Source organism: Amycolatopsis sp. NPDC102389, assembly GCF_044765885.1.
GTDB lineage: Bacteria > Actinomycetota > Actinomycetes > Mycobacteriales > Pseudonocardiaceae > Amycolatopsis.
In genome coordinates, this window is the sequence record NZ_JBIWKX010000009.1 from 1 (window position 1) to 20,068 (window position 20,068).

The following is a 20,068-nucleotide window of genomic DNA, read 5'->3' on the forward strand; positions in this document are numbered from 1 at the left end:
AACCGAGCAGTACGCTACCAACCACTCAACACCAAACTGTCCGACAAGTCCTGAAACACATCTGTCCGTGAGGTCCTGAAACAGCACATCGGGTTAGAACACGAAACGCCACTCACGACCAACCCGGCCCACTGCAATTCGCACCCTGCACTTTGTCGCGGGTCCCCACAAATTAGTTCGGGAGGCCGGGCCCACCCCGACGGACCCGACCTCCCGGGGAAAGCGATCCAGGCGTGAACACCCGACCGCGAAGACTTTTTACCTGCTCGACGGTCTCGTGACGCAGGTCATAAGTCAACGCTGCCGAACGGGTGTTGCTTTTTCCGCGCCGAAAGGTCTAGCAGCGCTACGAAGCGTAGGCGCGCAAGCGGTCCGCCCGCTCACCCTGACGCAGTTTCGACATGACCTCTCGCTCGATCTGCCGAACGCGCTCACGGGAGAGCCCGAAGTGCTTGCCGATCTGGTCGAGCGTGCGCGGCTGGCCGTCGTCGAGGCCGTAGCGCAGGCGGATCACCTGGGACTCGCGGTCGTCCAGCGTCGCGAGCACGCGGCGCAGGTCGTCCTGGAGCAGACCGGAGATCACGGCGCTCTCGGCGTCGGTCGCCTCGGAGTCCTCGATGAAGTCGCCGAGCGGGGCGTCCTCCTCGGTGCCGACCGGCATGTCGAGGCTCACCGGGTCACGCGAGTGGTCGAGCAGGTCGGAGATCTTGTGCGCCGGGATGCCCGATTCGGCGGCCAGCTCCTCGTGGGTGGCGTCCCGGCCGAGCTGCTGGTGCAGATCGCGCTTGATCCTGGCCAGCTTGTTCACCTGTTCCACCAGGTGGACCGGCAGCCGGATGGTGCGTCCCTGGTCGGCCATCCCCCTGGTGATGGCCTGGCGGATCCACCAGGTGGCGTAGGTCGAGAACTTGAACCCCTTGGAGTAGTCGAACTTCTCCACCGCGCGGATCAGGCCCAGGTTCCCCTCCTGGATCAGATCGAGCAGCGGCATCCCCCGGCCGGTGTAGCGCTTCGCGAGCGAGACCACGAGGCGGAGGTTGGCCTCCAGCAGGTGGTTCTTCGCGACGTGGCCGTCACGCACGAGGGCGGACATCTCGGAACGCCGCTTCGGCGTGAGGCCCTCGGCCGTGTCCAGCATGTGCTGGGCGAACACGCCGGCTTCGATGCGCTTGGCCAGCTCGACCTCGTCGGCGGCGGACAGCAGCGCCGTTTTGCCGATTCCGTTGAGGTACACGCGAACGAGGTCCGCGGCCGGGCTCTGGGCGTCGAGGTCGGCGTCGGTGAGCACCCCCGTGCTCACCGGCTCCTGGGTGGATTGCGCCGGGATACGGCGCTCGCGAATCCCGCGCGCTTCGCGTTCGAGAGTCTGGACTGACATTCTGCCTCCCCGGTCACGGGCTGAACGTGCTGCGATGTGTCCGCCTGATCCGTCTCGGCGTAGCAGGCCCTGTGGAAAACCCGCTACTCCTCGTCGGCCCAGCTTGGCCGGACACTTTGCTCAACGCCGGGAGGTCCGAAAACGTTCCCGGCCGCTACAGAGGAGACGGGCGGCTGACCTGGGGCGTTGCTCCACCAACCCTGAGCTTTTCCTGAGAATGCCCGTACGGGGGAGAAACAAACGTGGTCTAGACCTCTATGAGGAGGGTGAACGGACCGTCGTTCGCGCTGCGGACCGCCATCATGGCCCCGAACCGGCCGGTTTCGACCCGGGCGCCGCGTTCGCGCAACGCGTCGACGACGGCCGTCACGAGAGGTTCGGCGACCTCGGGTCGCGCGGCCTGAGTCCAGGAGGGACGGCGGCCTTTGCGGGTATCCCCGTAAAGGGTGAATTGGCTTACGACAAGCAGGGGAGCGCCGGTGGTGGCGCACGACTCTTCGTCGCGAAGTATGCGAGCTTCGTGCAGTTTGCGGGCCATCATGGCCACCTTCGAAACCTCGTCGTCGACGTGGATTCCCAGCAGCACCAGCAAACCCGGCTCGTCGATGGCGCCGGTCACCTCGTCGCCGACGGTCACGCTCGCTTCCGTGACCCTCGCCACCACCGCGCGCATCAGACGGCGGGCACGAGCATGCCGTGCCGGACCAGTTCACGGACGACGGGCAACGCGGCTTCGGCCAGCTCCTCCGGTTCCAGGCCCTGGGCGGCCGCCAGGAGCACGATCAGATCCTCCAGCGGAAGCGCGCCCTGGCAGCCCGCGAGCAGCCGTGTCGCGAGTTCGTCCACTTCGTGCGACCACCCGGGACCGTCGGTGCGGTGCAGCCGCTGGACGGTCGTGGCCCAGCCTTCCTCGCCCGGCTCGGCGACGCTCTCCAGAAGGACGGTTTCCGGGACCCTGAACCGGACATCGAGGAGCGAATCCCCGTTGGTGCGAAGCCATTCCACCCGATCCAGCCAGTTCGCGGCCTCGGCGCCCAGCGGGTCGTCGTAGGCCTGGCGCAGGTCCTCGCACACGATCGTCGGAGTCGCGCCGTCGGCCCGGCGAAGGGTGACGAAGCCGAAACCGATGCCCTGGACGTCGTTCTCGGCGAACCAGTCGAGCCACGCGCCCGATTTCGCGCGGCCTTCGGGGGAGCGGGGGTCGATGCCCGCGTCACGCAGCCACGTGCCGACGTAGAGGCCCGGATCGGCGATGTCCCGCTGGACGAACCACGCGTCGGTCTCGGCGGGCAGCCAGCGGGTCACCCGATCGCCCCAGTCCTCGCCCTTCACGTGCAGCCACGAAGCCAGGAGCTGACCGGTGCCGCCGTCGTTGAGGAACCCGGGCAGCTGCCGCACCACGAGCGCGCTGGCGTCGTCACCGGCGAGACCGGAGTCGCGGTAGGTGTAGTCGACCCGCGGCGGGCCCACCACGAACGGCGGATTGCAGACGATCTGGTCGAACCGGCGCCGTGCGACCGGCGCGAACCATTCGCCCCGGACGAGTTCGACGTCCAGCTCGTTGAGCCGGAAAGTCGCCGCGGCCAGCGCCAGCGCGCGGGCCGAGACGTCGGTCGCGGTGACCTTCTTCGCGTGCCGGGTGGCGTGCAGCGCCTGGACACCGTTGCCCGTGCCGACGTCGAGCAGGCTGCCGACCTCGCGGCGGCTGGTGGCCCGGATCAGGCTGAGGGAGGCGTGCCCGACACCGAGGACGTGGTCTTCGGGCACGGTCCGGCCCAGGATGTCGGCGTCGAGGTCGGCGACGACCCACCACGAGCCTTCGTCGTCGCCGTGCGGGCGGACGTCGAGACCGGCCCGGTAGCCGTCGGCCGCGGGCACGAGCAGCGTGGCGGCGACCGCGTCATCGAGGGAAAGTGGCGCGAAAGCCGCCTCGACGTCCTTCTCCGGCTCGGTCGAACCCAGCAGGAAGAGCCGGATCAGCGTGCCGAGGTCGCCCGCGTCACGCGTCGCGCGGTAGGCGAGTTCCGGTTCGCCGCGGCCGAGGGCGCCATGCGCCGAGCCGAGGGCGTCGACCACGCCGTCGGCGTCGTAACCCGTCCGGCGGAAGGCGTCCCGGAGCCTCGCGCAAACGTCGTCGGACAGGTCGGGGAGGGCCGCTCGTGTGCTCACGGTGGGTAATACTGCCAGGATGAGGTCGTGAGCCTTGAAAGTGTCCTGGCACCGCTGCAGGCGGCGCTGTCCGGATTGGAAGACCTGTACACCGACCTCCACCGGCATCCGGAGCTGTCGTTCGCCGAAACCCGCACCGCCGCCGAACTGGCGCGCCGCCTGGAGGCCGACGGTTACGAGGTGCACACCGGTATCGGGCGCACCGGCGTCCTGGGCGTGCTGCGCAACGGCCCCGGCCCGAAGGTGATGCTGCGTGCCGACATCGACGCGCTGCCGGTCGAGGAGAAGACCGGCCTGCCGTACGCGAGCACGGCGCGCGGGGTCGACGCCGACGGCCGCGACGTCCCGGTGATGCACGCCTGCGGCCACGACATGCACGCCACCTGGCTCTCCGGCGCCGCCTCGCTGCTCGCCGCCGGACGCGAGCACTGGTCCGGCACGCTGATGGTCGTCTTCCAGCCGGGGGAGGAGGCCGGGGACGGCGCCGCCGGCATGGTCCGCGATGGGGTCTTCGGACCGGCGGGCAAACCCGACGTCGTACTCGGCCAGCATGTGGTGCCGGGTCCGGCGGGCTGGGTGCTGACCAGGCCGGGCGTGATCATGGCGGCCACCGACGCGCTCCGCATCACCCTGCACGGCCGGGGCGGGCACGGCTCGCGCCCCGAGACCACGGTGGATCCCGCCGTGCTGGCCGCGTCCGTGGTGCTCAAGCTGCAGACCATCGTGTCGCGGGAGATCTCGGCGACCGAGTCGGCGGTGGTGACCGTGGGGTCCCTGCACGTCGGCACCGCGCACAACATCATCGCCGACCACGCCGTCCTCGAAGTCAACATCCGGTCGTTCGACCAGGCCGTGCGGGAAAAGGTCGTCGCGGCGGTCGAGCGGATCGTCCAGGGCGAGGCGGCCACCGCGGGCGCGCCGAAACCGCCGGAGATCGAGCGGATCGGCGCGTTCCCGGTCACCGAGAACGACGACGCGGCCACCGAGGGGCTCACCGCCGCTTTCCGCGACCACTTCGGCGAGGGCCGGGTGATGCCCGCGCCACTGGTCACCGGCAGCGAGGATTTCAGCGAGTTCGGCCGCGCGGCCGGGGTTCCCTCGGTGTTCTGGCTGGTCGGCGGGCTCGACGAGAGCAAGGTGATCGCCGCGATGACCGCCGGGCGCTTCGAACAGGACATCCCGTCGAACCACTCGCCGCTCTTCGCGCCGATCCCGCATCCGACGCTTTCGGCAGGCGTCGAGACGCTCGTGGTCGCGGCTCTGCACCGGCTCACCCACCCGGGTGTCGCATGAGCCCGGCGAGTGGGAGCATGGAAGCCGGAGGTGGTGCTGTGAACGCGCCCGCCCACGGTCCCGAACCGAGGGAACCCGCTCCGGTGCTGATCACCGAAGCCGCCCCGTCCTACGAAGACCAGCTGGCCAAGCGGAAGCGGAAGTACATCATCATGATGTCGTTCCGCATCCCGTGCCTGATCCTCGCCGGGATCTTCTATCAGACCTGGTGGCTGGCGCTGGCCCTCATCGCGATCTCGATCCCGCTGCCGTGGATCGCCGTCCTGGTGGCCAACGACCGGCCGCCGCGCAAGAGCGAGAAGGTCAATCGGTACCAGGCCGAACCGACCCGCATCGAAGGCGGCGGGCACCAGGTCATCGACGGCGGCTGACCCGTTTCGCGCGTGAAGGCCCCCTTCCCTCGGCTCAGCCGAGGGAAGGGGGCCTTCACGCGCATCAGGGCTGCGGCCCGACCTTCGCCACCGCGCGGGCACCCAGCCGGGTCCCGGCCCGGAGCACCTCCACGGTGGACTCGCCGCGCAGCCACGCCGCCAGCACACCGGCGTCGAAGGCGTCCCCGGCGCCGGTGGAGTCGACGCACTTTGCGGGCTGCGAAGGCACTGAAGTGATGTTGCCGCTCGCGTCCACCCAGCTGGCGCCGTCGAGACCGGCGGTGACCACGACCTCGCCGACGTAATCCAGCAGCTCCTTCGCCGCTTCGGGATCGCTCGACCCGGTCAGCGCGACCAGTTCGCTGGTGTTCGGCATCAGCAGGTCGACGCCGCGCACGTCGTCGAGGAAAGCCGCGGGATCGGTGATCAGCGTCGCCGCCTGCGGGTCGACCGACGTCGTCAGCCCGGCCTTCTTCGCCGCCGCCAGCGAGGCGAGCGCCGCCGGCCGTGACGACGGGTACAGCAGGACGTAACCCGAAAGGTGCAGGTGGCTCGCCCCGCGCAGCGCCTCCTCGGTGATGTCGGAAGGGCTGAACTTCGCGTTCGCGGCGCGGTCGGCGAGCATGCTCCGCTCACCGGCGCCGTCGACGAGCACCACGACGCAGAACGTCGGTTCCTCGGGGTCCACCGCGAACTCGCAGCGGACCCCCGCCGCCTCCAGTTCGCTCTTCACCATGCGGCCACCGGAGTCGTCCCCGATCCGGGCGACCAGCGTGGTCTCGGTGTCCTCGGCCCGCAGCCACAGCGCGGTGTTCGCACCCGCGCCGCCGCTGGTGAAGTGGACCTTCGCGCGGATGTCGCCGCCGTGCGGGATCGGGCCTTCGTGCCGCGCGACGACGTCGAGGCCGACGTCGCCCACGACGACGATGCCGCCACCGCCGCTCATGCCGAGGTTCCGGCGAGCGCGACGGCGACTTCGGCGGCCAGTTCCGCGTTGGACAGCACCAGCGCCTCGTTCGCGTCCAGGCTCACGCCTTCGCTGGCGGTGTGGAAGTACTCCAGCAGCACCGGGGTGACGTCCTTCCCGTGCACCCCGCGCGACTTCAACAGCTCCAGCCCTTCGGCGAGCAGCCGGTCGTGCAGTTCCCTGTCCATTTCGGACGCTTCCGGGATCGGGTTCGCCAGCAGGACGCCGGAATCCGCGTGTGCCCGGTGGGCGGCGATGACCGAGGCGGCCTGCGCGGCGTCGTCGACCCGCCACGGCACGTCGAAACCGGACGAGCGGAGGTAGAACGCGGGGAACTCCCCGGTGCGGTATCCCAGCACCGGCACCGAGTTGGTCTCCAGCACCTCGAGTGTCGCGGCGATGTCGAGCACCGACTTCACCCCGGAGCAGACGACCGTGGTCGGCACCTTCGCGAGCACGCCCAGATCCGCTGACACGTCCCAGCTCTCGGCCGCGCCCTGGTGCACACCGCCCATCCCGCCGGTGGCGAACATGCCGATCCCGGCCGCGGCGGCCAGCGCCGCGGTGCTGGCGACCGTCGTCGCCCCGGACCGGCCGAGGCCGACGGCCGCGCCGATGTCGCGCAGGGAGAGCTTGTCCAGGTCCGCGCCGGGCGCGCACACGCGTTCCAGCTGCTCGCCGGTCAGGCCGATCAGGGGGACGCCGTCGAGGACGGCGATGGTCGCGGGGACGGCGCCGCCGTCGCGCACGACCTTCTCCAGCCGCCGGGCGACGTCGAGGTTGCGGCCGGGCGGGAGACCGTGGGAGAGGATGGTGCTCTCCAGCGCGACGACGGGGTCACCGCCGGCGAGGGCGGAGGCGACCTCTTCGTGAAGGGACAGTTGCGGAGTCACGAACGAACATCATCGGTGATGTGGGTCCGCGGCACGCCAGCGGGTCAGTTCGTTCGCGAGGTTTTCGCGCGCCTTGCTCTCCCAGCGTGCCCGCGCGATGTCGCTGCGATACAGCCGCGGCCGGGCCAGCAGGTTCTCCAGCACGGCCGCACGTCCCGCCCGCCAGTCTTCGTCGGAGTAGATCGAGTACTCCTCCCGGACACCGTTCGCGTACCGCTCGTAGTCCTCCGGCTTGGCGCCGAGGATCGCGAGGTCGGCGTCCAGCAGCGCCGTGGCGAGGAGGTCTTCGTCCGGGGCGGCGTGGTGGATCGTGCTGAGGACCAGCTCCCCGGCACGCTCGACGTCGGCCTCGGGGACACCGGCGTTGGTGAGTTCGTCGCGGGTCCAGGTCGCGCTCGCCTGTTCGTCCTCGCCGGGGCGGGCGTCGTAGACGACGTCGTGCGTCCACGCCGCGACGGCGACGAGGGCACGCTCGCGGGCGCCCAGGCCGAAGGCCACGGCGAGGGCCCCGCTGTCCCGGGCGACGGCCGTGACGTGCCGGAGATCGTGGTAGCGGCGGTGCGGCTCGGCGTAGCGGGTTTCGAGGTCGTTCCAGGCGACGGCGGCGATGCGGTGATCGCCGCCGAGCCTGGTGATCGCGGTCGGCCAGTCCATCAGTCGAAGATCCCGCGCGCTTTGGCCACTTCGTGCAGCCAGCCTTCGAGTTGCGGCTCCCACTTGACCCGTTCCAGCGCGGCGTGGTCGACCTTGAACAGGCCGAGGAATTCCTGGCCGCGTCCGCCGAACCCGCCGCTCTTGGACACCCGGACCCGTTTGGTCACCTCGAGCACGACCTGCGTCTCCGACGGCGAGGACAGGAAGGTCACGGCCACCGAGGTGAAGACGGGCGCGAACCGCGGCGACGGCGTGAACCGGATCTCCTGGAAGAACGGGAGCTGCTGGACCGCGCCGTCGACCCGGCCGCGTTCCAGCACGGCCTCGCGGAAGACGAAGCCGATCCGGCTGAAGGCGTCCAAGATCCGTTTCTGCGCGGGCAGGGGCTCGATCGCGGCGCCGTCGACGTCGACCGGGTCGGTGACGGAGTTCGCGATGTCGAGGCTGGTCTGCAGGCCGACGGCCATCCCGGTCAGCGGTTTGCCGAAGACGCTGGAGATCGGCGTCTCCCAGGGCAGGGCCACCTCGAACGGGATCCGGACCTGCTGGCCCGGCCCGATCCGCTCGTTGCCCGCCAGCTGCTGGACACCGAACTCGAGATCCTCGACGCCGGGGCGGCGCTCGTCCGGAACCGTGACCCGGGCGAGCAGCTTCACCGAGAGACCGTTGATCTCTTGATCGACTTCGCCGCCGAGCAGCAGGACTTCGCCGCGCAACGGGCGGCCGGGGGAGACCGTGCGGTCGAGCAGCCGGGCGTCGATCTTCGCCCCGCCCGAGCCGAACGTCGCGAGCACCTTCTGGAACATGGGCGAGATCCTGCCAGGTCGACGGTGTGCGCAGGAGGATTTGGGGCACAATGGAGGGGTGAGTACACAGACCCTTCCGAAGCCGGATACCCGTCCCGAGGGCACCGACGGCACCGACGACGACGCGCCGAAGATGTTCCACTACGTGCGCAAGAACAAGATCGCCGAAAGCGCGGTCATGGGCACGCACGTGGTGGCGCTGTGCGGCGAGGTCTTCCCGGTGACGAAGTCGGCCAAGCCCGGTTCGCCGGTCTGCCCGGACTGCAAGAAGATCTACGACGGTCTCAAGCCGGGCGACTGAGTGTCCGTCCGGTGTCCGAAACCGGACAAAATCTGAAAATCCTTCACATGGTGGCTGCCCGTCCCGGTCTTCGCTGGTAATCAGTACGCGCCAGTGAAAACCCGCCGGGACGGAGCCTTCATGCGTAGAACCGGGATCGTGCTCGCCATCGCCGCGTTGGTCGCGGTGTTCTCACCCGCCGCCGCCCAAGCCGTGACAGGCTGGACCACGGTCGGCTCGGACAACGCCCGCCCGCTCGACGAGGGCCAGGGCCTGGCGACCATCGAACGGCCGTCCGGGACCATCTACCGCTACACCGGGATCGCGACCGTCCCGATGAACCTGTCGACCCAGGGCTGGAACCACGTCGGCGACCCGGGTTCGTCGCAAGGTTGGTACGTCGAGCCGTACCAGCGCGACGACAGGGGCGCGAAGCTCTTCCGCGTCGAGTCGCCCAACGGGACGTGGGCGAACTACACGCACACGCTCGAATCGTGGGAGGCGAACAACAACTCGTTCGCCGCCGTGACGCCCGACGCGCGCTGGATGGTGGCGGGCGAGTGGGGCACGATGGACCGGCTCCTCGTCCACCCGATGCCCGGTGTCGCGCACACGAACCCCTCGGCGAACCTGCCGTACGCGTCCGCGATCAGGCTCGACAAGCCGGTGCGGGACATCCAGGGCTGCGACTTCGTCACCGCGACCCAGCTGCTGTGCTCGTCCGACGATCCCGACGGCTCACTCTTCGGGACCACGAAGCCGCTGCTGCAGGTCGATCTTTCCGCCGCGCTGTCCGGTTCGGACGTGACCGGGCGGGTGACGTCGCTGGGACAGCTGCCCCTGAAGAGCACCTGCGGCGGGAACTTCGAAACCGAGGGCATCGACGTCGCCGCCGACGGGACCCTGCGGGTCGTCGTGTTGTCGCCTTCGTGGTGCGTGGCGTTCGACAGCAAGACCTGGCGGTTCCGAAAGGCGTAACTCACGTGATCAGACGCGCAACTCGCGTGATTGGAGGCGTACCTGCTCCAATCACGCGAGTTACGGCTTCGATCACGCGAGTTACGGGTTAGCGCGCGGGCTCCGGGGTGAGGTCCTCGGAGTGCGAAGCCGCCGAAGAGCGGCGGGCCGCCTTCTTCGCGCGGCGCTTCTCTTTCCGCGTCTCGACCATCGTGTACAGCGTCGGCACCAGGATCAGCGTCAGCAGGGTCGAGCTGACCAGGCCGCCGATGACCACGATCGCCAGCGGCTGCCCGATGAACCCGCCTTGCCCGGTCAGCCCGAGAGCCATCGGGATCAGCGCGAAGATGGTCGCCGCCGCGGTCATCAGGATCGGCCGCAGCCGTCGCCTGCCGCCTTCGACGACGGCGTCGGCGACGCTCATCCCCGAAGCCCGGTATTGGTTGATCAGGTCGATCAGCACGATCGCGTTGGTCACCACGATGCCGACGAGCATCAGCATCCCGATCAGCGCGGGCAGGCCCAGCGCGGTCCCGGTGGCCAGCAGCAGCCCGATCGCGCCGGTCGCCGCGAACGGGATCGACACCAGCAGGATCAGCGGCTGGAGCAGGCTGCGGAACGTCGCCACCATGATCAGGTACACGATCGCGACCGCGGCCAGCAGCGCGAGGAACAGGTTCCCGAAAGCCTCCTGCTGGTCTTCGCTGACTCCGCCGAGCTTGTACGCCGCGCCGCCGGTGAAGGTCAGTCCGTCCAACTTGGACTGGATGGCCTTCGTGGTGGCGGCCAGGTCCGCTCCGGTGTTCTTGGCGGTGACCGTGGTGCTCAGCTCACCCGAGGTGCGGTGCACCGCGGCCGGGCCGTCCACTGTGGACACCGTCGCGACGGAGTCCAGCCGGACCACGCCGGTCGCGCTCGGGATCGGCAGCGCCTTGACCGCGTCGACCGACACCGGGGCCGTGCCCGCGCGCAGCACGATGTCCGTGCGCTGACCGTCGACCGGCAGCTGGGTCACCGTGCGGCCGGCGATGGCCTGGTTCGCGATCTGGCCGATCGTGGTCGCCGAAAGCCCGCTCGCGGCGGCCTTGGCGGCGTCGACCTCGACCTGCACGCGCGGCGAGCCCTGCGCGAGGTCACTGGTCACCTCGGTGAGGTCCGGGACGCCGGACAACGCCTGGCGGACCTGTTCGGCGGCGGGCTTGAGTGCCGCTTCGTTCGGTGCGGTGACGGTGATCGACACCTGGTCGGAGTTGAACCCGCCCGCTTCCGCGCCGATCTTGACCTCGCCGAGTTCCGGCTTGTCGAGCTTGCCGCGCAAGCGATCCGAGAGCGCGTCGAGGTCGGTGTCCTTGGCGACGGTGACCTGGATGTTGGTCGCCGTTCCGCCACCGCCGAAGAAGTTGCCCCCGCCGATGCTCACCTGATAGGTCTCGACGGCCGGTTCGGCGGCGAGTGCCTGCTCGACCGCGCCCGCGGCCTTCTCCTTGGCCTCGGAACTGGTGCCCGGCGGCAGCTTCTGCGAAAGGCTCAGCGTCGTCGAGCCGGACTGGTCGAGGAAGTTCGTGTTCAGCTGCGAGGCCAGCCCGACCGTGCCGCCGAAGATGATCAGCGCCAGCAGCACGACGGTGACACGTCGCCGGGTCGCGAACCGGATCACCGGGACGTAGCCGCGCTGCAGCAGCCCGCGGCGTTCCTTGTCCTCGGCGGCCTGGCGCGTGAGCTCGGCCTCGCGCTCGTTCGCCGGGGCCTTCGGCGGTTTGAGGAACCAGTACGCCAGCACCGGCACGATCGTCAGCGACACCAGCAGCGACGCCAGCAGCGCCACGGTGACGGTGATCGCGAACGGCGAGAAGAGCTCGCCGACGAACCCGCCGACGAAGGCGATCGGCAGGAACACCGCGACCGTGGTGAGGGTGGACGACGTCACGGCGCCCGCGACCTCGCGCACGCCGTCGAGGACCGCGCGCTGCTTTTCCTCGCCGTACGCCAGATGTCGTTTGATGTTCTCCAGCACCACGATCGAGTCGTCGACCACCCGCCCGATGGCGATGGTGAGCGCGCCGAGCGTGAGCAGGTTCAGCGAAAGGTCGCCGGTCCACAGCGCCAGCAGCGCCACGACCACCGACAACGGGATCGACACCGCCGTCACCAGCGTCGAGCGCACCGACATCAGGAACAGCAGGATCACCACGACCGCGAACGCCAGCCCCAGCAGGCCTTCGGTGGTCAGGCCGCTGATCGCGTCCTTGACCGGGGTGCCCTGGTCGAACACGACGCTCATCTCGGCGCCGATCTTCTTCGACAGCTCGGGCAGCTTGTCCCGCACCGATTCCGAGATCGCGACCGCGTTCCCGTTCTCCACCATGGTGATCGAGAGCCCGAGGCTCGGCTTGCCGTTGGTGCGCGTGATCGATGTCGGCGGCGCGAACCCGGCCTGGACATCCGCGACGTCACCGAGCTTCACCGGCTTGCCCGCCTGCGCCCCGGGGCGGGAAGCCGTTGTCAGGTAAAGGTTCTTGATCGTGTCCACTGTGGTCGGTCCGCCGCCGACCTGGACGGTGAGCGTCTTGTCGCCTTCGGTCAGCGTCCCGGCCGGGACGGCGGCACCGGCGGTCTGCAGCGTGGTGGCGATGGACGACGGGTCGACCCCCGCGGCGGCCAGCTTCGCGTAGTCCAGCGCGATGGTGACCCGCGGCTGCCGCGCGCCGGTCACGTCGACCTCGCGGACGCCGTCGATCTTGCGCAGTTCCGGCGCGACCTCCCCGGTCAGCGCGGGCGCGAGCGCCTGCGGGTCACCGGTGGTCCCGGCGGCGAGCAGCACGACCGGGAGATCGTCGGTGGACCCCGCCGACACCGACGGCTCGCTGTTCTGCGGCAGCCGGGCCTTCAGCCCGTCGACGACGCGCTGGATCTGCCCGACGGCCGCGTCGATGTCCGTGCCGAATTCGAACTGCGCGGTGATCCTCGACAGCCCCTCCGACGATGTCGAGCTCAGCTCTTCGAGCCCTTTCAGCCCCTGAAGCCCGCCTTCGAGCGGCTCGGTGACCTGGCGGTCGACCGCGTCCGGCGACGCGCCCGCGTACGGCGTGATGACCTGCGCCTGCGGGAACTGCAGTGACGGGAACAGCTGCTGCTTCAGCTGCGGCAAGGCGAAGGCGCCGAAGCCGATCACCACCAGGGCGAGCAGCCCGATGAGACTTCGGTTGCGCAGGCTCAGCCTGGCCAGCGTGGACATGACGGGATCCCCCAGGAATGGCTCGGGACGGGCGGGTACCGCGAGCTTTTCACGGCAGGGGGTGGAGTGGATTCACACCACGGGTGGAATCGGAGTACGACTTCGGGATGAGGTTTCCCTCAGCTTCGCCGTTCGGACACCTGATCGGCTTCGCTCTGCGTTTCTTCGTTCACCGATTGTTCCGGTTCGCGCTCGCCGTTCTGGCGGGGACGGCGGAGCGGGACCGTCGTCCGTTCCCACAGTTTGCGGCCCTCTTCGGCGCGGATCCGTTCGCTGGCGCGTTCCATTTCCAGCCGCCGCCATTTCCGGCGCTGGCGTTTCGTCGCCTTGGCGGGCCACAGTTCCTGGATCGCGCTGTTGAAGTACGCGCCGCCGACCACGGCGAGCCCGATGAAGAACATCAGCAACAGGAACGCGATCGGCGCGGCGAGCGCGCCGTAGGTGTAGCCGGTCTTGGTGATCCAGTTCAGGTAGATCCGCAGCCCGATACTGGAGAGCAGGAACACGACCATGGCGAGCATCGCGCCCGGCAGCCCGCGGTGCCACGGCAGCCGGCGCGGCAGGGCCAGCTTGTACAGCGTCGTCAGCGCCAGCACGATCATCACGGCCAGCACCGGGTAGTACAGCGTGCCGACCCAGTACGACACCGTGCCGCGCCAGTCGGTGGGGAAGAACTGGGGGAGCAGGTCCGGCCCGATCGCCAGCAGCGGCAGCCCGACCACCAGGATGACCAGCCCGGCCAGGTACAGCAGCAGCGCGAAGATCCGCTGCCAGACGTCGTTGCGGACGCCGTACTGGTCGTGCGCCACGGTGATCGCGTCGACGAACGACGACATCGCCGACGAGCCCGCCCAGAGCGAGATCAGGAAGCCGACGGAGACGATCTCGCCCTTGCCGACGAACAGGATGCTGTTGACCGTCGGCTCGATGATGTCGTGGACGGCGTTGTCGCTGAAGATCGTCTTGCTGAAGGTGATGATCCGGTCGTGGACCGCGGTCACGACCTCCTGGCCGAACCAGTCGCCGACGAAGCCAAGGCAACCGAGGAGACCGAGCAGCAGCGGCGGCAAGGACAGCGTCTGCCAGAACGCGGCTTCGGCGGCCTCGGAGAAGATGTTGCCGTCCCACGCCTTGCTGAGCGTGCGGCTGAGCAGGCGGAACGGACCTTTGCGGCCCTTCGCGACCCCGGCGGCCGGCTCTTCCCGGCCGTTCTCCTCGCTCATGCAGCTCCTCCGCCAGCGCCGAGCGCCCTTGACGGTGTCCAGCATGGTCCATGCCGCGCCATTCGGCTCGCCACCCCTGCGTTTTCGGGTGAGTAACCCGACAACGGGGGTGGCGCTTCCCGCGTTCCCCTGGCCCGGCAGGTAGGCTCATCGGAGTGCCCTCACCTCAGGCGCCGGCGTCGCGGCCGGATACCCAAGTGGGGGTTTTCGCTTGTGACAGGGCGGATGACCAGGTGTTTTCGGTTGAGGGAGGAGGGGGACCTGCATGTCGGAAACGGTGGAACGCGATCGGGGCGAGCTGGGCGCGCCTCCCGCGGCGAAGGACAGCACCGCCCGGCCGCTGCGTGCCTGGCAGCGGCGAGCGCTGACGAAGTACCTCACGAAGAAACCGCAGGACTTCCTGGCCGTGGCGACGCCCGGCGCGGGCAAGACGGTGTTCGGTCTCCGGATCGCCGCCGAGCTGCTGAGCGACCGGACCGTCGAGAAGATCACCATCGTCGCGCCGACCGAGCACCTCAAGCACCAGTGGGCCGCCTCGGCCGCGGCCGCCGGTATCGCGATCGACTCGAACTTCCGCAACGGCACCGGGGTCACCTCGCGTGACTACCAAGGTGTCGCGCTCACCTACGCGCAGGTCGCCGCGCATCCGACGCTGCACCGCGTGCGCACCGAGAACCGCAAGACCCTGGTCATCCTCGACGAGATCCACCACGGCGGTGACGCGAAGTCGTGGGGCGACGCGATCCGCGAGGCGTTCACGCCCGCCGTCCGCCGTCTCGCGCTGACCGGGACGCCGTTCCGCAGCGACGACTCGCCGATCCCGTTCGTCAGCTACGAGGCCGACGGCTCGGGTTTCCAGCGCAGCAAGGCCGACCATTCCTACGGCTACGCCGACGCGCTCGCCGACGGCGTGGTCCGGCCGGTCGTCTTCCTCGCCTACTCCGGCGAGGCTTCCTGGCGCACCAGCGCGGGGGAGGAGTTCACCGCCCGGCTCGGCGAGCCGCTGACCGCCGAGCAGAACGCGCGGGCCTGGCGCACGGCGCTCGACCCGGCGGGCGAGTGGATCCCTTCGGTGCTGCAGGCCGCGGACACGCGTCTCGCGCAGCTTCGCGCCAACGGCATCCCGGACGCGGGCGGTCTGGTGATCGCCACCGACCAGGATTCCGCGCGCGCCTACGCCAAGATCCTGGAGCGCATCTCCGGCCAGACACCGACGGTCGTCCTCTCCGACGACCCCAAGGCGTCCGGGCGGATCAAGGAGTTCTCCGATTCGACCGACCGCTGGCTGGTCGCGGTCCGGATGGTGTCCGAAGGCGTCGACGTCCCGCGCCTGGCCGTCGGTGTCTACGCCACGAGCGCGTCGACCCCGCTGTTCTTCGCGCAGGCCATCGGCCGGTACGTGCGTTCGCGTAAGCCCGGCGAGACGGCTTCGGTCTTCCTGCCGAGCGTGCCGGTGCTGCTGGAACTGGCCAGCGAGCTGGAAGCGCAGCGTGACCACGTCCTCGGCAAGCCTCACCGCGAGAAGGAGGGCTGGGACGACGAGCTCCTGGCCCAGGCCAACCGCACCGAGGACGAGCCGGGCGAGGAGGAGAAGGCGTTCACCTCGCTGGGCGCCTCCGCCGAACTCGACCAGGTCATCTACGACGGCAACTCCTTCGGCACCGCGGTGTTCTCCGGTTCCGACGAGGAGCAGGAGTACCTCGGCCTGCCGGGCCTGCTCGAACCGGACCAGGTCCGCGCCCTGCTGCGGAAGCGGCAGGAGGAGCAGCTCTCCGACGAGAAGCGGCGCAAGCCCAAGGCCGAGGAGGCCGCGCCGGTCGCGCGGCCGCAGTCGGTCAGCGAGCGGCTCGGCAGCCTGCGCAAGGAACTGAACGCGCTGGTGGGCGTGCACCACCACCGGACGAAGAAGCCGCACGGCGCGATCCACAACGAACTGCGCCGGGTCTGCGGCGGCCCGCCGACCGCGATGGCTTCGGTCGAACAGCTCGAAGAGCGGATCGTCACCCTGCGTTCCTGGTAGCGCCCGTGTTTCCGTGAGGAGCTGAAGGGAGCTTTCCCCGCATGTCATGCGAGGAAAGCTCCCTTCACTGCATGTGACGCGGGGAAAGTCCCCTTCGGCCAACTGTGCTAATCACGCTGAGTGAGTGGTGGCGGTCACACCGTCAACGCACCTAGACTTCCTGCGTCTTGCTACGGCCACGTTGCCAAACCGTGTCCATTTGATGAGGCTTAATCGATTCAGCCGTCTTCCGCGAAACCCGTTCGGCGGCATATGTTGTCGCCCACAACATATGCGCGATGGTGCGACCGGTCCTCGAGGATCGCCGCCCGCGAGCAAGATCCGGAAGGAACGAGGATGCGCAGCAGAACCCTTACCCTCCTCGCCGCGACGGTGGGCGCCGGCCTGGTGCTCTCCGCCTGTGGCGCCAACACCGCCGACTCGGGCAGCGGCAACTCCTCGCAGTCCGCCCCCGCCCCGGGCGGCGCCGCCGCCGGCGGCAAGGTCGGCGTCATCCTGCCGGAGACCGCCACCTCCGCGCGCTGGGAGTCCTTCGACAAGCCGTTCCTGACCAAGGCGCTCAAGGACGCGGGCTTCGACGCCGACGTCCAGAACGCCCAGGGCGACGTCCAGAAGTTCACCACGCTGGCCGACGGCATGATCGCGCAGAACGTCAAGGTCCTGATCATCGCCGCCATCAACGGCGAGGTCGGCTCGGCGGTCGCCCGCAAGGCGCAGGCCGCGGGCATCCCGACGATCGACTACGACCGCCTGAACCTCGGCGGCAGCTCCGACTACTACGTCTCGTTCGACAACGAGAAGGTCGGCCAGCTCCAGGGCCAGGGTCTCGCCGACGCGCTGAAGGACAAGAAGGGCGCCGAGGTCGTCATGATCGAGGGTGCGCCGACCGACAACAACGCGACGCTGTTCGCCAACGGCCAGAAGTCCGTCCTGCAGCCGAAGTTCGCCGCGGGCGACCTGAAGCTCGTGCGTGAGCAGGCCATCGACAACTGGGACAACCAGAAGGGCGGTCAGACCTTCGAGCAGATCCTGACCGACAACAAGGGCAAGGTCGACGGCGTCGTCGCCGCGAACGACGGTCTCGCCGGCGCGGTCATCACCGTGCTGAAGAAGAACGGCCTCAACGGCAAGGTCCCGGTCACCGGCCAGGACGCCACCGCGGACGGCCTCATGGCGATCCTGCGCGGCGACCAGTACATGACCGTCTTCAAGCCCATCAAGGAAGAGGCCGAGGCCGCGGCGAAGCTCGCCGTGCTGCTGGCCAAGGGCGACAAGGCGGGCGCCGACGCGCTGGCCACCGGCAAGGCGAAGGACCCGAAGGGCAACCGCGAGGTCAAGTCCGTGCTCCTCGAGCCGAAGCTGACCACCAAGGACGGCGTCAAGGAGGTCGTGACGCAGGGCTACGTCAAGGCGGCCGAGATCTGCGGCGGCGACCTGGCCGCGGCGTGCACGCAGCTCGGTATCTCCTGACCCGTTAAATCCAGACAACCGGGCCGGGGCGCTCCTCCCGACAGCGCGCCCCGGCCCGGTCTCCAGCCGGGAGAATTCGAGAACCCCCATGAGCGAACCCATCCTCGAACTGAAGCAGCTGAACAAGAGCTTCGGGCCGGTCCACGTCCTCCACGACGTGGACTTCAACGTGCGCGCCGGTGAGGTCACCGCGCTGGTCGGCGACAACGGCGCCGGTAAGTCCACATTGGTCAAGTCGATCGCCGGGATCCACGGCTACGACTCGGGAACCGTGACGTTCCAGGGCAAGCCGGTGCACATCCACGGCCCGCGTGACGCCGCGGATCTGGGGATCGAGGTGGTCTACCAGGACCTCGCCCTCGCCGAGAACCTCGACATCGTGCAGAACATGTTCCTCGGCCGGGAACGCGGCAGCAAATGGCTGCTCGACGAGGCCAGCATGGAGAAGGCCGCCCGCGAGACGCTCGCCTCGCTGTCGGTCCGCACCGTGAAATCGGTCCGTACGCCCGTTTCGGCCCTGTCGGGCGGGCAGCGGCAGACCGTCGCGATCGCCAAATCCGTGCTGTGGGACTCGAAGGTCGTCCTGCTCGACGAGCCGACCGCCGCGCTCGGTGTCGCGCAGACCCGTCAGGTGCTCGACCTCGTCCGCCGCCTCGCCGAACAGGGCCTCGGTGTGGTGCTGATCAGCCACAACATGGCCGACGTCTTCGAGGTCGCCGACCGGATCGCGGTGCTCTACCTCGGCCGTCTCGTCGCCGAGGTGCACACGAAGGACGTCACCCACGGCCAGGTCGTGGAACTGATCACCGCCGGTCGCTCCGGCGACCTCGGCCTTGCCCGCCCCGAAGCCGCCGTCCTCTGAGCAGAGGCGAGAAAGAACCGGAAATGACTGAGACACCTGCAAAGCCCGCCTCGCCGGAGGGGGGCAAGTCTGCGGCCGCCGCGCTCAACCCGTCGGCGGCCATCACGGACTTCGGCATCGACACGACATCGATGTCGACACGCGAAGCCGTCGGCGACTACTTCTCCCGGCTCAAGGCGGGACAGCTGGGTTCGCTCCCGGCGCTGCTCGGCCTGCTCGTGCTGGTGATCGTGTTCGCCTCGCTGTCGGACACCTTCCTGACGATGAACAACATCGCGAACCTGATGGCGCAAGGCGCCGGCAAGGCGATCATCGCGATGGGCATCGTGTTCGTGCTGCTGCTCGGCGAGATCGACCTGTCCGCGGGCACCGCGTCCGGCGTCACCGCCGCGGTGCTGGCGATGCACTACGTGCGCAACGGAAACCTGTTGGGCGGCATGGGGAACGGCGTCTTCATCGCGTTCCTCGTCGTCCTCGCCGTCGCCGCCCTGCTCGGCGTGATCCTGCGGATCTGGGCGGGCGTCGGCTTCGCCGTGCTCGCCATCGCGCTGGTGCTTTCGGGAACCGCGGCCAACCCGTGGATCGAGATCCTGCTCGCGATCAGCGTCGGCGGCGCGATCGGTGTCCTCACCGGGTTCCTCGTCTCCAAGATCGGCATGCCGTCGTTCGTCGTGACGCTGGCGCTGTTCCTCGCCTGGCAAGGGGTCATCCTCCAGTTCATCGGCGAGGGCGGCACGCTCGGCATCAGCACCTCGGACGTGCTGTTCAAGGTCGCCAACGGCAATCTGTCCACTGTGGGCAGCTGGGTGCTCTTCCTGATCGCCGCCGGTGGTTTCGCCGCCGTGACACTGGGCCAGCACTTCTCCCGGCTCAAGCGCGGACTGGTCACCCAGCCGACGCCGATGGTGCTGTTCAAGGTCGGCGCGATCGCCGTGGTCGCCGCGATCGCGACCTACCTGCTGACGCTGAACCGCGCGCCCAACCCGAACATCGTCATCTCGGGCGTCCCGTACGTCGTGCCGATCGTGCTCGCCCTGCTGGTGCTCGGCACCTACGTGCTCAACCGCACGCAGTACGGCCGCCACATCTACGCCGTCGGCGGCAACCGCGAGGCGGCCCGCCGCGCCGGTATCAACGTCGAGAAGATCCGGGCCTCGGTGTTCGTCATCTGCTCGGCGGTGGCGGCGGTCGGCGCGATCGTCTACTCGTCGAAGGTCGGTTCGGTCGACCCGCAGGCCGGTGGCCTCAACACGCTGCTGTTCGCGGTCGGTGCCGCAGTCATCGGTGGTACGTCGCTGTTCGGCGGCAAGGGCCGGGTCGTCGATGCGGTGATCGGTGGTCTCGTGCTGGCGGTCGTGGAGAACGCGCTGGGCCTGCTGAAGCAGTCGGCGGCGGTGGTCAACATCGTCACCGGTCTGGTGCTGCTTCTGGCGGCCACGGTGGACGCGCTGTCCCGGCGCCGCGCGGCTGCGTCGCCGCGCTGAGTCCGC

At 69.3% G+C, this 20,068-nt stretch carries 17 protein-coding genes; 8 read left to right on the forward strand and 9 right to left on the reverse strand.

From position 1 onward, the window contains the following. Positions 1–346: 346 nt before the first annotated feature. The 3 genes from ACIRGA_RS10500 to ACIRGA_RS10510 all read right to left on the reverse strand — a co-directional run bounded on the left by ACIRGA_RS10500 (position 347) and on the right by ACIRGA_RS10510 (position 3,547). Complete coding sequence (locus tag ACIRGA_RS10500; RefSeq protein ID WP_400939078.1) at positions 347–1,378, reverse strand: sigma-70 family RNA polymerase sigma factor; 1,032 nt, start codon at positions 1,376–1,378, stop codon at positions 347–349. A 247-nt stretch (positions 1,379–1,625) separates the two neighbouring features. Then, positions 1,626–2,051 (reverse strand): D-aminoacyl-tRNA deacylase, encoded by a 426-nt coding sequence (dtd, locus tag ACIRGA_RS10505; RefSeq protein WP_400939081.1) that lies wholly within the window; start codon positions 2,049–2,051, stop codon positions 1,626–1,628. Then, the gene (locus tag ACIRGA_RS10510) at positions 2,051–3,547 is read right to left on the reverse strand and encodes a methyltransferase (protein ID WP_400939084.1); all 1,497 of its coding nucleotides are present in this window, start codon (positions 3,545–3,547) and stop codon (positions 2,051–2,053) included. The genes dtd and ACIRGA_RS10510 overlap by 1 nt, the downstream gene beginning before the upstream one ends. Before the next feature lie 27 nt (positions 3,548–3,574). Here ACIRGA_RS10510 and ACIRGA_RS10515 point away from each other — a divergent pair, with 27 nt between their 5' ends. Beyond that, positions 3,575–4,840, forward strand: a complete 1,266-nt coding sequence (locus ACIRGA_RS10515; RefSeq protein ID WP_400939087.1) for an amidohydrolase — start codon at positions 3,575–3,577, stop codon at positions 4,838–4,840. 17 nt (positions 4,841–4,857) lie between these two features. Next, positions 4,858–5,211: a DUF3099 domain-containing protein gene (locus tag ACIRGA_RS10520; RefSeq protein ID WP_400939441.1), complete on the forward strand. Its 354-nt coding sequence runs from the start codon at positions 4,858–4,860 to the stop codon at positions 5,209–5,211. Positions 5,212–5,275: 64 nt separating this feature from the next. On the opposite strand, the gene ACIRGA_RS10525 is transcribed toward ACIRGA_RS10520, so the two are convergent. Genes ACIRGA_RS10525 through ACIRGA_RS10540 form a run of 4 tightly spaced genes read right to left on the reverse strand, consistent with a single transcriptional unit; the run spans position 5,276 to position 8,531 of the window. Beyond that, positions 5,276–6,157 (reverse strand): carbohydrate kinase family protein, encoded by an 882-nt coding sequence (locus ACIRGA_RS10525; protein WP_400939090.1) that lies wholly within the window; start codon positions 6,155–6,157, stop codon positions 5,276–5,278. Beyond that, positions 6,154–7,071: a pseudouridine-5'-phosphate glycosidase gene (locus ACIRGA_RS10530; protein WP_400939092.1), complete on the reverse strand. Its 918-nt coding sequence runs from the start codon at positions 7,069–7,071 to the stop codon at positions 6,154–6,156. The genes ACIRGA_RS10525 and ACIRGA_RS10530 overlap by 4 nt, the downstream gene beginning before the upstream one ends. A gap of 9 nt (positions 7,072–7,080) precedes the next feature. Further along, positions 7,081–7,725, reverse strand: a complete 645-nt coding sequence (locus ACIRGA_RS10535) for a hypothetical protein (RefSeq protein WP_400939094.1) — start codon at positions 7,723–7,725, stop codon at positions 7,081–7,083. Then, on the reverse strand, positions 7,725–8,531 hold the full coding sequence (locus ACIRGA_RS10540) for a sporulation protein (RefSeq protein ID WP_400939097.1): 807 nt from the start codon (positions 8,529–8,531) through the stop codon (positions 7,725–7,727). Before ACIRGA_RS10540 ends, ACIRGA_RS10535 begins: the two co-directional genes overlap by 1 nt. Positions 8,532–8,589: 58 nt before the next feature. On the opposite strand from ACIRGA_RS10540, the gene ACIRGA_RS10545 reads away from it, so the two are divergent. Further along, a complete protein-coding gene (locus ACIRGA_RS10545; protein ID WP_005164469.1) occupies positions 8,590–8,832 on the forward strand; it encodes a DUF3039 domain-containing protein in 243 nt (80 codons plus the stop codon). A gap of 120 nt (positions 8,833–8,952) precedes the next feature. Continuing rightward, positions 8,953–9,789, forward strand: coding sequence for a hypothetical protein (locus tag ACIRGA_RS10550; protein WP_400939099.1), 837 nt, complete (start codon positions 8,953–8,955; stop codon positions 9,787–9,789). Between the two features lie 88 nt (positions 9,790–9,877). Here ACIRGA_RS10550 and ACIRGA_RS10555 read toward each other — a convergent pair whose 3' ends face one another. Then, positions 9,878–13,003 (reverse strand): efflux RND transporter permease subunit, encoded by a 3,126-nt coding sequence (locus tag ACIRGA_RS10555; RefSeq protein ID WP_400939102.1) that lies wholly within the window; start codon positions 13,001–13,003, stop codon positions 9,878–9,880. A 119-nt stretch (positions 13,004–13,122) separates the two neighbouring features. Continuing rightward, the gene (locus tag ACIRGA_RS10560; protein WP_400939104.1) at positions 13,123–14,226 is read right to left on the reverse strand and encodes a YihY/virulence factor BrkB family protein; all 1,104 of its coding nucleotides are present in this window, start codon (positions 14,224–14,226) and stop codon (positions 13,123–13,125) included. Positions 14,227–14,491: 265 nt separating this feature from the next. Here ACIRGA_RS10560 and ACIRGA_RS10565 point away from each other — a divergent pair, with 265 nt between their 5' ends. The 4 genes from ACIRGA_RS10565 to ACIRGA_RS10580 all read left to right on the forward strand — a co-directional run bounded on the left by ACIRGA_RS10565 (position 14,492) and on the right by ACIRGA_RS10580 (position 20,062). After that, entirely contained in the window at positions 14,492–16,246 is a 1,755-nt protein-coding gene (locus tag ACIRGA_RS10565) for a DEAD/DEAH box helicase (RefSeq protein WP_400939106.1), read from the forward strand. Between the two features lie 336 nt (positions 16,247–16,582). Further along, complete coding sequence (locus ACIRGA_RS10570; protein ID WP_400939109.1) at positions 16,583–17,716, forward strand: sugar ABC transporter substrate-binding protein; 1,134 nt, start codon at positions 16,583–16,585, stop codon at positions 17,714–17,716. 88 nt (positions 17,717–17,804) lie between these two features. Further along, complete coding sequence (locus ACIRGA_RS10575; protein WP_400939111.1) at positions 17,805–18,578, forward strand: ATP-binding cassette domain-containing protein; 774 nt, start codon at positions 17,805–17,807, stop codon at positions 18,576–18,578. 23 nt (positions 18,579–18,601) lie between these two features. Then, positions 18,602–20,062: a sugar ABC transporter permease gene (locus ACIRGA_RS10580; protein ID WP_400939114.1), complete on the forward strand. Its 1,461-nt coding sequence runs from the start codon at positions 18,602–18,604 to the stop codon at positions 20,060–20,062. The last annotated feature ends 6 nt before the right edge of the window (positions 20,063–20,068 follow it).